This is a genomic window from Yersinia sp. 2542 StPb PI (genome assembly GCF_048593855.1).
Taxonomy (GTDB): domain Bacteria; phylum Pseudomonadota; class Gammaproteobacteria; order Enterobacterales; family Enterobacteriaceae; genus Yersinia; species Yersinia enterocolitica_E.
The window spans coordinates 1-6,736 of record NZ_JAZGQA010000218.1; the positions used below are offsets into that span (position 1 = coordinate 1).

Here is a 6,736-nt window from a genome sequence, read left to right on the forward strand (position 1 = left end):
CCTGGTATTACAGTATATCAGCCTAAAAATAATAGTATTTTTTTGATAAATGCAGACAGTAGCCAAAGTGTAATAACTTTAGCGGATTAACTAAGACTATAAAGCACTTGAGTGGATTAGCCCAATAAAAAAACCAGCCATTGAGGCTGGTTTTTTTTGTGCTACCGGAGCACCGCACTATAGGCTTAAGTGTACTCTAGGCTTAAGTGTACTCCGATCGATTTAACCACTTATTTTTTCGCTTCAACCCATTTTCCATCGATATAGAAAGCAGACCAACCCGTGGCTTTGCCATCTTTCTCGGATGAAACATACTGCTGTTTGGTTTTACGGCTAAAACGTACCATGGTTTTATTACCTTCTTTATCCGCCACGGGCGCATCAGCCAGATAACGTAATTTTTCAGGTAAACGATCTTTGAAGCGAACTAACTCTTCGACTAACGGCGCACGGGTTTCGCGCGACTTAGGGAAGGTATTCGCAGCCAGGAACACGCCTGCAGCACCGTCTCGCAACACGAAATAGGCATCTGACTTCTCACAAGGCAGTTCTGGCAACGGTACCGGATCTTCTTTAGGTGGCGCGACTTCACCACTGCGCAAGATTTTACGGGTATTCTTACACTCGTCATTGGTGCAGCCCATGTACTTGCCAAAACGCCCCATTTTCAGATGCATTTCAGAACCACATTTCTCGCACTCAACAATCGGGCCTTCATACCCTTTGATACGGAACTCGCCCTCTTCTATCTCATAACCATCACACGCAGGGTTATTACCGCAAACATGCAATTTACGTTGGTTATCGATGAGATAGCTATCCATTGCCGTACCACATTTCTGGCAACGGCGGCGGGCGCGTAATGCGTTAGTTTCCGCATCATCACCCTCAAGGATATTGAGAATTTCAGCTTCGGGTACCAGATTGATCGTGGTTTTGCAGCGCTCTTTAGGTGGCAATGCATAACCAGAACACCCAAGGAACACACCGGTACTGGCGGTGCGAATCCCCATCTGACGGCCACAGGTTGGGCAGTCGATGCTGGTCATCACCATCTGATTCGGGCGCATACCGCCCTCTTCAGGATCTTTCTCTGCTTTTTCAAGCTGCTCGCTGAATTCGGCAAAGAAACCATCCAGTACAGCTTTCCACTCGGCCTGATCGTTGGCAACCTGATCCAGGCCACTTTCCATGCGCGCGGTAAAATCGTAATTCATCAATTCGCGGAAGTTTTCTTCTAACCGGTCAGTAACGATTTCACCCATTTTCTCAGCATAGAAACGGCGGTTTTCTACCCGCACATAACCACGATCCTGAATGGTCGAAATGATTGATGCATATGTGGATGGACGGCCAATACCCCGTTTTTCCAACTCTTTTACCAGTGATGCTTCGCTGTAACGTGCTGGCGGCTTGGTGAAGTGTTGGCTTGGGATAAGTTTTTGCAAATCCAAATCACTGCCCACTTCAATTACCGGTAAAGTGCGGTCTTCATCGCCTTTACGTAGCGCAGGCATCACCTTAGTCCAACCATCAAAGCGCAGAGTACGCCCTTTCGCCCGCAGTTGGAAATCGCCAGCCTGCACGGTCAACGTGGTGGAGTCATACTTAGCTGGTGTCATCTGGCAAGCCACAAACTGACGCCAAATCAGTTGGTACAGCTTCTGGGCGTCGGCTTCCATATCTTTTAACTGCTCAGCAATCACACTCACATCTGAAGGGCGAATAGCTTCATGCGCTTCTTGCGAATTTTCTTTGCTGCTGTACTGATTAGGCGCTGATGGCAGATACTTATCACCGAAATTGTCGCCAATATAATCACGCACCATGGTCAGCGCATCCTGACTTAAATTGGTGGAGTCAGTACGCATATAGGTGATATGACCTGCTTCATACAAGCGCTGCGCCATCATCATGGTTTTTTTCACACCAAAACTCAGACGGGTACTGGCAGCCTGCTGCAAGGTGGAGGTAATAAACGGCGCGCCGGGCTTGCTACTGGTCGGTTTATCTTCACGATCCAGCACCTTATAGCGCGCATTTTCCAGTAATTTCAGTGCAGCATGCGTCTGCTCGCGATTTACCGGTTTAAACGGCTTGTCATGGGCATGGGTGACTTCCATTTGAATCGGAACTTCACCTTTCGCCAGCAAGTCAGCATGCAGCTCCCAGTACTCTTCGGGAACGAATGCTTTGATATCCCGTTCACGCTCAACAACTAAGCGCACTGCCACTGATTGCACTCGACCGGCAGACAGGCCACGAGCAATTTTTTTCCAGAGCAGCGGGGAGACCATATAACCCACAACCCGGTCCATAAAGCGACGAGCTTGCTGGGCATTAACCCGGTTGATATTCAATTCACCCGGTTGATTAAACGCCTGCTGGATGGCGTTTTTGGTGATTTCGTTGAAAACCACACGGCTAAAGCGCTTATCATCACCACCAATCACTTCCCGCAAATGCCAGGCAATTGCCTCTCCTTCGCGGTCAAGGTCGGTTGCGAGATAGATGTGGTCAGCGTTTTCGGCTAATGCTTTCAGCTCGGCAACCACTTTTTCTTTGCCGGGCAAAATTTCGTACTGCGCTTTCCAGCCATGATAAGGATCGACGCCCATACGGTTCACTAACGCAACCTTTTCGTCTTTCTTTACTTTAGTCTTGGGCTTGTCGGTTTTCTTGGCTTTATCTTCAGTTGAGTTAGCGCTCTTCTTACTGGCTGATCCACTGGTCGGCAAATCACGAATGTGACCGACACTGGACTTAACCACGTAGTTATTCCCTAAGTATTTATTAATAGTTTTGGCTTTTGCCGGGGACTCAACTATTACGAGGGCTTTACCCATAATGACCTTTACCTAAATTATTTCTTCTAAAAGAAGGTTTTTATCTTGCCGTACCGCGGCATTCTGAATCTCTTTTTTATATTGCGGTACTTTCTCAGGAGATCAACCTGTTTTTTTGATCGGAGCCATAAATGCGCCTGCCGAGTCTTACCTGACGACCCCTCGATCCCTCAAAATTTTTGCCTACACCCAGCACTACAGCAGCGAATTCTGCCTCATGGCGTCAACAAAACCTTCCACCTAATAGTATAAAATCCCACACTGTACCTGATAAAAAGCGCTACGCAACCTAATTAGCGAGGAATATGAATTTATCCAATCACGGCGACAAAATAGCCAGAGGCTCGAATAAACCTTAGCCGGTTTGCGAACAAATGCTAACCCACAGTACAATAGTGAGAGAAATTACATTGTAGTAAGGAGATATAATGCACGGAAACACAGCACCAATTGAGCGTAATAAATTATTGGCAGAGGCTAATGAGATTATTCGCCAGCACGAAGATTATATGCATGGGATGCAGGCAACTGAGGTTGAACAAAAAGGGCCAGTATTGGTATTTCGCGGCGAGTTTTTCCTGGATGCAGACGGTTTACCGACAGCGAAAACAACCGCAGTATTTAATATGTTTAAACATTTGGCTCATGTTTTGTCAGCTAAATACCATTTAATCGATTAATTGCCGGTGACTCCTCCCATTATTACATGGCTAGTTTAGCCATTGAGTCACAAATAACAGGGGGCTAAGCCCCCTGCCTTCCTTCACTAAAAACCCTATGCTCTCAGATTATAAAAGGGGTTTTTCGCCGCGCTGCCACCAGCGTAATAATAGACGGTCAGCACTTTCTGCCGCGCTGCCGGTAAAACGATCCATCAGACGTTTGCGTCGTGAATAACGCACGCCAATAACTTCATGATTATCCATTTCGGCAATCAATAAATCATCACTGGTACCAATGGCATCAACCAACCCTTTCTCTTTGGCTTGGGTACCAAACCAGTGTTCACCGGTCGCAACCGCATCGATGTCCAGAGAGGGGCGCTGTTGCTGTACGAACTGTTTGAATAACAGGTGCGTTTCATTCAGATCTTCACGGAATTTCTCGCGCCCTTGTTCAGTATTCTCACCAAATAATGTCAGTGTGCGTTTAAACTCACCAGCAGTATGCAGTTCTACATCAATATCATTCTTTTTTAGCAAGCGGTGGAAGTTCGGGATTTGGGCCACAACACCGATAGAACCAATAATGGCGAATGGTGCACTAATAATACGATCAGCCACACAGGCCATCATATATCCCCCACTGGCAGCTACTTTATCGACCGCCACCGTCAGGCGAATCCCTTTATGGCGCAAGCGCTCCAATTGCGAGGCGGCTAAACCATAACCATGTACTACGCCACCAGGGCTTTCGAGTCGCAGCAGCACTTCATCTTGCGCGCTAGCAACCGCCAGAACCGCAGAAATCTCTTCACGCAACGACGTCACTTCATGTGCATCAATGCTACCTTTAAAATCAATTACATATAGGCAGGGTTTTACCGCTGCCACCGCACCGGCTTTGGCGCGCTGTTTCTTCAGCTTTTGATCCGCTTTTTGCTGCTTCTTAAACTCTTTGCTCCAGTTTTTTTGTTCTGCATGACTCATGCGCGCCAGCCGCATTTCCCGCTGAATTTCCTTATATTGCTCACCCAGATCAACCAGATTCAATTCACCCCGTTGCCCTTGTTTTCTCATCCCTTGGCTGACAACCAGTAACACTACCGCACCAATGGCGACCACAATCGTCACTACTTTGGCTAGAAACAGTCCGTACAGAGAAATTAACTCCACAAATACCGCCTTTATTCATCTGCTATTAGAGAGATACCTGCATTCTAGCGAACCCGTAAGCTGCCGTCTTGCGCAAATGAAAAATTGCATTGGTTTCGCTTAAATATAAGAATGTAAGAGATATCGCGGCATGCCTGAATAAAATATCCGCCGCCAGTAAGAGGAATAATTATGCATTATCAACCTAAAGACGATCTGCTCAATAACCGCACTATACTGGTGACGGGAGCAGGCGATGGTATTGGTCGCGAAGCGGCACTGACCTATGCCCGTTTTGGTGCTCGCCTGGTGTTAGTTGGCCGGACTGAAAGTAAATTAATAGCGGTACAGCAACAGATCGCTGAGGCTCAAGGGTTGCCCGCTTTAACACTGCCACTTGACCTATTACATGCAACGCAACAAGATTGCCAGCAGCTAGCAGATACCCTAAGTCAGCATGTTTCTCATCTGGATGGTGTGTTGCATAATGCCGGTTTATTAGGTGATATCGTTCCGATGGCAGAGCAAAATATAGCCGTCTGGCAGGATGTGATGCAAGTGAATGTAAATGCGACATTTATGCTTACCCAGGCACTTTTACCGCTACTATTGAAATCCTACAGCGCCTCGCTGGTATTCACCAGTTCTAGCGTGGGTCGCCAGGGTCGTTCCGGCTGGGGCGCTTATGCCGTATCCAAATTCGCCACTGAAGGCATGATGCAAGTGCTTGCAGAAGAATATAAACACAGCAATTTGCGGGTGAATTGTATTAACCCGGGCGGCACCCGAACTCAGATGCGGGCATCCGCCTTCCCTGACGAAGATACAACTAAATTAAAAACACCTGCTGATATTATGCCGCTATATCTTTATCTCATGAGCGATGATAGCCGCAGAAAAACCGGCATCAGTTTCGATGCACAACCCGGCCGTAAAGCCGGCCCCGCAGAATAAAGGAACATGTTATGTCTGAAGAACGCCACCAGCAGCGCCAACAAAAAATAAAAGAAAAGGTTGAATCACGGGTTGCGGCAGCACAAGAAACACGCGGTATCATGATTGTTTTTACCGGTAACGGTAAAGGCAAGACCACCGCAGCATTTGGCACTGTGACCCGTGCGGTCGGGCATGGTCTGAAAGCAGGGGTGATTCAGTTTATTAAAGGTGAATGGCCTAACGGTGAGAAAAACCTGCTGCAACAGCATGGGGTCGAATTTCAGGTTATGGCGACCGGTTTTACCTGGAATACTCAGAATAGAGAAACTGACACTGCCGCCTGCCAAGGTGTTTGGCAGCACGGTTTGCGCATGTTGGCAGACCCAAGCCTGGATTTAGTGGTGCTGGATGAACTGACTTATATGGTCGCCTATGACTATCTGCCACTTGATGAGGTCATCACCGCCCTCAAACAGCGCCCTGCCCATCAAACCGTGATTATTACTGGCCGTGGCTGCCACCGCGATTTGTTGGAAATGGCCGATACCGTCAGTGAATTACGCCCGGTCAAACATGCTTTTGATGCCGGAATTAAAGCACAACAAGGTATTGACTGGTAATTCGCAGTATTCATGCACACCAATGAAATGCCGCAGAGGCAATATCTGCGGCATTTTTCGCTATATATAATGAGATCTAAACTTACGGTCCCTATTGGCAAACTCAGTTTTCCAAATTACTTCTCTAGAGGGATCATGGGTATTTTTGACGGGGTCAATGTCCCAATGGCGGGAGTTAGTGTTGCCATCCCAGGGACCACTTGGCTTGACGACTGCGCTTTGTGTTGTGTGCTGCCAAAATAGCAGATTGTTTTCAATGGTTCACGGAGCGGGCCACAGGTGTTTTCGCAATTGTCGCCATAGTGAGAGTGAGGCCCAGCACAAGCATAAGTTACAGATGAGAATCCGGTGCCGACGACAAATAAAATAGCCGCGCTGGTAGTTAACAGAGACTTTTTCATATTAATGCTCCTGAGATTTTAAATCCGAGGGGTATTCCCCAAGAGCAATATAGTCACGCCGAATATTTAGCGACTAGCGGTATCTCATCCTGATTGATGATATGTATATGCTGTAAAAC

6 protein-coding genes are annotated in these 6,736 nt (G+C 47.3%); 3 read left to right on the forward strand and 3 right to left on the reverse strand.

Annotation, left to right across the window (positions count from 1 at the left end; all coding sequences use genetic code 11):
* Positions 1 to 230: 230 nt before the first annotated feature.
* Positions 231 to 2,846: a type I DNA topoisomerase gene (topA, locus tag V1952_RS18875; protein WP_083158916.1), complete on the reverse strand. Its 2,616-nt coding sequence runs from the start codon at positions 2,844 to 2,846 to the stop codon at positions 231 to 233.
* Positions 2,847 to 3,274: 428 nt separating this feature from the next.
* On the opposite strand from topA, the gene V1952_RS18880 reads away from it, so the two are divergent.
* A complete protein-coding gene (locus V1952_RS18880; protein ID WP_083158917.1) occupies positions 3,275 to 3,526 on the forward strand; it encodes a YciN family protein in 252 nt (83 codons plus the stop codon).
* Positions 3,527 to 3,634: 108 nt separating this feature from the next.
* Here V1952_RS18880 and sohB read toward each other — a convergent pair whose 3' ends face one another.
* Positions 3,635 to 4,681: a protease SohB gene (gene sohB, locus V1952_RS18885; protein WP_083158918.1), complete on the reverse strand. Its 1,047-nt coding sequence runs from the start codon at positions 4,679 to 4,681 to the stop codon at positions 3,635 to 3,637.
* Positions 4,682 to 4,852: 171 nt separating this feature from the next.
* Between sohB and V1952_RS18890 the strand changes: the two genes are divergently transcribed.
* Positions 4,853 to 5,614 carry a YciK family oxidoreductase gene (locus V1952_RS18890; protein WP_420075310.1) on the forward strand — a complete coding sequence of 254 codons (762 nt, stop codon included), beginning with the start codon at positions 4,853 to 4,855 and terminating at the stop codon, positions 5,612 to 5,614.
* A gap of 11 nt (positions 5,615 to 5,625) precedes the next feature.
* Positions 5,626 to 6,216: a cob(I)yrinic acid a,c-diamide adenosyltransferase gene (cobO, locus tag V1952_RS18895; RefSeq protein WP_145606056.1), complete on the forward strand. Its 591-nt coding sequence runs from the start codon at positions 5,626 to 5,628 to the stop codon at positions 6,214 to 6,216.
* A gap of 116 nt (positions 6,217 to 6,332) precedes the next feature.
* Here the strand turns inward: cobO and V1952_RS18900 are convergent, their stop codons facing one another.
* Positions 6,333 to 6,617 carry a hypothetical protein gene (locus V1952_RS18900; protein WP_420075311.1) on the reverse strand — a complete coding sequence of 95 codons (285 nt, stop codon included), beginning with the start codon at positions 6,615 to 6,617 and terminating at the stop codon, positions 6,333 to 6,335.
* Between the last annotated feature and the right edge of the window lie 119 nt (positions 6,618 to 6,736).